Consider the following 3,410-nt stretch of genomic DNA (forward strand, 5'->3'; position numbering starts at 1 on the left):
CTGAAAATCCAGCCAGCTACAGGGTCGTTCGCACGAAATCTTATTTATTCAACAAAGCCTCGCTGCATATAAATACACAAAAGTGCTTAGGTTCTAATTTCAATACATTTGCCTCCCCTCCCCCCTGTTTCTGCAACTTTTCTCATTAAGTCATAACATGCCCCCGGCATTTTTACCGGGTAGAACTCAATTAAAAGCACCTTTAAGAATGCTTTTAAACGCGCTACAATGAACACTTAAACCTAGGAGGTAACATTATGGCATTTCAGGTTCTGACCACTACAGCAGCTAGCATTACTGAACTTAAACGTGACCCTATGGGTACTTTCCACGCCGGGGATGGCGCTCCGGTAGCCATTCTTAATCGTAATGAGCCTGCATTCTACTGTGTGCCACCGGCACTCTATGCCCAGTTGATGGAGCTTCTGGAAGATGAAGAGCTGGGACGGATGGCTGATGAGCGAAGCGGAGAAAAGGTTATAGAGGTCAATATTGATGACCTATAAGCTGGCTTTCAACGAATCCGCTCTGAAAGAATGGAAGAAGCTGGGTCATACACTACAGGTACAGTTCAAAAAGAAACTCAAAGAGCGCCTGGAGAACCCCAGAGTTCCGGCATCACAGCTACATGGACGTAAGGACCAGTATAAAATTAAGCTACGTGGTGCCGGATATCGCCTTGTCTATCGTGTAGAGGACGACATTGTCACAGTCACTGTTATCGGCGTAGGCAAACGCGAAAACGACGACATTTATAATGCAACCCTTAATCGCAATTGACGAATGCTGTAAGCACTATTTTGGGGTCGTATCCGGGCCTACTTTCTTTCTGGGTAACGTTGGCGGCTTCACATCATCTTTACTCTGCGTTCTCCGTGTCATCCAGGGATGGTCAGCAGCAGGTTTTACGTAATATTTTGATCGCAAACCAAACCTCGCATTATCCACACGCTCATTGAAGTGGTCAACAAAAACTGGCCACCGCGTTAGAGTTTTTCCAGTATCGGTTTTCTGATTCGTTTGGCGGTAACCCACCATTATATTCGTGCGGTCTTAGTGCGCTGTAATATCCAACGATATAGTCCGTTATTGCGTGAGCTGCATCGCTGAAGCTTACATAGCCCGTCGCCGGCACCCATTCGTTCTTCAGACTCCTGAAGAAGCGCTCCATTGGGCTGTTATCCCAGCAGTTTCCACGCCGACTCATACTCTGCCTGATCCGGTATCGCCACAGTAACTGCCGGAACTGCCTGCTCGTATAATGGCTGCCTTGATCGCTGTGGAACATCACCCCGACGGGCTTACCACGGGTTTCCCATGCCATTTCCAGTGCTTTCATGGTGAGCCTGCTGTCCGGCGAGAACGACATGGCCCAGCCCACTGTTTTTCTTGCGAACAGGTCGAGAACAACGGCGAGGTACGCCCAGCGCTTACCCGTCCAGATATAGGTCACATCACCGCACCACACCTGATTTGGTTCCGTTACGGCGAACTGTCGCTCAAGATGATTCGGGATAGCAACGTGCTCATGACCGCCACGCTTATACCGGTGAGTCGGCTGCTGGCAACTGACCAGCCCCAGCTCTTTCATGAGTCTGCCAGCAAGCCAGCGCCCCATCTGGTAGCCTCTCTGGGTTGCCATTGTGGCGATGCTTCTTGCTCCGGCAGAGCCGTGGCTGATGCCATGCAGTTCAAGTACCTGACTGCGTAATACAGCCCGTCTGCCGTCTGGCTTTTCAGGACGGTTTTTCCAGTATTTGTAGCTGCTGCGATGAACCCCGAACACATGGCAGAGAGTGGCCACAGGATAACGCGCCCTGAGTTTCCCGATTATCGAGAACTGTTCAGGGAGTCTGACATCAAGAGCGCGGTAGCCTTTTTTAATATTTCATTTTCCATTTCAATACGTTGTAGCTTTTTCCTGAGCTCACGGATTTCAATTTGTTCCGGGGTAATGGGGGAGGCTTTTGGTGTTTTTCCCTGCCGCTCATCACGTAATTGTTTCACCCATCGCGTCATTGTGGAAAGGCCGACATCCATAGCGCTGGCTGCATCTGCCACGGTATAGTTCTGGTCAACGACCAGTTGAGCGGATTCGCGTTTAAACTCTGCGCTGAAATTTCTTTTTTTCATTATGGCACCTGTGTTGTTCTGAGGTGAGTATATCACCTCTGTTCAGGTGGCCAAATTCAGTAAACCACTTCATAGCAATGGGCACATCGTCCGTGCTGAGCTAGATCATGTGGTTTCCGTTCATGAAATCCATACAAATCCCAAAGTACACCTTGCGCTGGGAAAGGTAAGGAAAAATGCGGAAACAGGTGAACTAAACGTTGATGTCAGCCGTATTCGCGACCTTGCCAATCATGATGAAAATCTGGCTCTCACCAACCAACCGCTGAATGGTTCCAAAAGCGATCAGGACCTCAAGGAATGGGCTGAGAAAAAACGAAAAGACGGCACTACAAATAAAGAGAAATTCGACACTGAGAATTCGCTGACAGAGGAGAAGCACGATCAAGCGCATCAACATATCGATAACACGGTGGAGCCTGCCTTACTGATAAAACAGACGACAGAACTCCTGCAAACCGGCGGCAAGCAGGCAGCCTTAATGGGGATGCGCCAGGCCTTCGGCCTGCTGCTAACAGAGCTGGTAAATAGCTTGTTTAATGAATTCAAATTACTCATAAAACAGGGTATTGCAACAGGAAAAACTCTATTTGAAGAGATTCAACAGCGGCTTTCACGAGCGATTGAATCAGTGATAAAAAAAATTCCAGAAGCTGTCGGGCAGATGTTTCAAGGCGGTGTCAGCGGCTTTATGAGTAACCTGCTGACCTTTCTGATCAATAACTTTCTCTCCACTGCAAAACGCTTTGTAACAGTTATCCGTGAAGGCATTATAGGCCTGTTCCGCGCCTTTAAAATGATTTTATTTCCTCCTAAAAATATGACGCACGACCAGGCAATGCAGGAAGGACTGAAGATCCTGACCACCGTTGTTATCTCATCTGTTGGCATCCTGCTTACCGAAACGGTCTCTGCCTTCATGGCAACAATACCCTTCCTTCAACCTATCTCCGGCCTGATCACACCCGTGCTAATAGGGATTATTACCGGCCTAGCATCAGCTTTTCTGGCCTATCAGATCGACTGTTGGTTCGATCGCTATCGCCATTCTCTGAGCGAAAAGTTCATGGACGAGTTACTGGCTGACGCCAGGCGGCGTGATGAGTTTGCCTGTGAGCTGGTCACCCTGTCTGAAAGTTCGCTGAGTAATATCGAAAACTACGCGAACGCAATTGGAACGTATCAGCACATAGGCATAGCTCTTGGCACCGCAAGTCGGCTTTGTTGAATAAATCAGATTTCGGGTAAGTCTCCCCCGTAGCGGGTTGTGTTTTCAG

Annotated in this window: 5 protein-coding genes; 3 read left to right on the forward strand and 2 right to left on the reverse strand. The window is 48.6% G+C overall.

Going from position 1 to position 3,410, the window contains the following annotated elements; translation table 11 throughout:
- Positions 1-257: 257 nt before the first annotated feature.
- Both BHE81_RS25775 and BHE81_RS25780 read left to right on the forward strand, forming a co-directional pair.
- Positions 258-506: a type II toxin-antitoxin system Phd/YefM family antitoxin gene (locus BHE81_RS25775; RefSeq protein ID WP_004187025.1), complete on the forward strand. Its 249-nt coding sequence runs from the start codon at positions 258-260 to the stop codon at positions 504-506.
- Complete coding sequence (locus BHE81_RS25780; RefSeq protein WP_004187019.1) at positions 496-780, forward strand: type II toxin-antitoxin system RelE family toxin; 285 nt, start codon at positions 496-498, stop codon at positions 778-780. The genes BHE81_RS25775 and BHE81_RS25780 overlap by 11 nt, the downstream gene beginning before the upstream one ends.
- Positions 781-795: 15 nt before the next feature.
- Here the strand turns inward: BHE81_RS25780 and BHE81_RS25785 are convergent, their stop codons facing one another.
- Positions 796-948: a hypothetical protein gene (locus BHE81_RS25785; protein WP_122985329.1), complete on the reverse strand. Its 153-nt coding sequence runs from the start codon at positions 946-948 to the stop codon at positions 796-798.
- A 16-nt stretch (positions 949-964) separates the two neighbouring features.
- Positions 965-2,133, reverse strand: a protein-coding gene (locus BHE81_RS25790) for an IS3-like element ISEc52 family transposase (RefSeq protein ID WP_149888851.1) whose coding sequence is annotated in 2 segments (ribosomal slippage) — positions 965-1,884 and positions 1,884-2,133 — 1,170 coding nt in all. Because the reading frame shifts where the segments join, the coding sequence is not laid out codon by codon here.
- A 46-nt stretch (positions 2,134-2,179) separates the two neighbouring features.
- Between BHE81_RS25790 and BHE81_RS25795 the strand changes: the two genes are divergently transcribed.
- Positions 2,180-3,361, forward strand: coding sequence for a hypothetical protein (locus BHE81_RS25795; RefSeq protein ID WP_050489137.1), 1,182 nt, complete (start codon positions 2,180-2,182; stop codon positions 3,359-3,361).
- Positions 3,362-3,410: the final 49 nt, after the last annotated feature.

The sequence above is a fragment of the Klebsiella sp. AqSCr genome, from assembly GCF_008452795.1.
GTDB classification, from domain to species: Bacteria; Pseudomonadota; Gammaproteobacteria; order Enterobacterales; family Enterobacteriaceae; genus Klebsiella; species Klebsiella pneumoniae.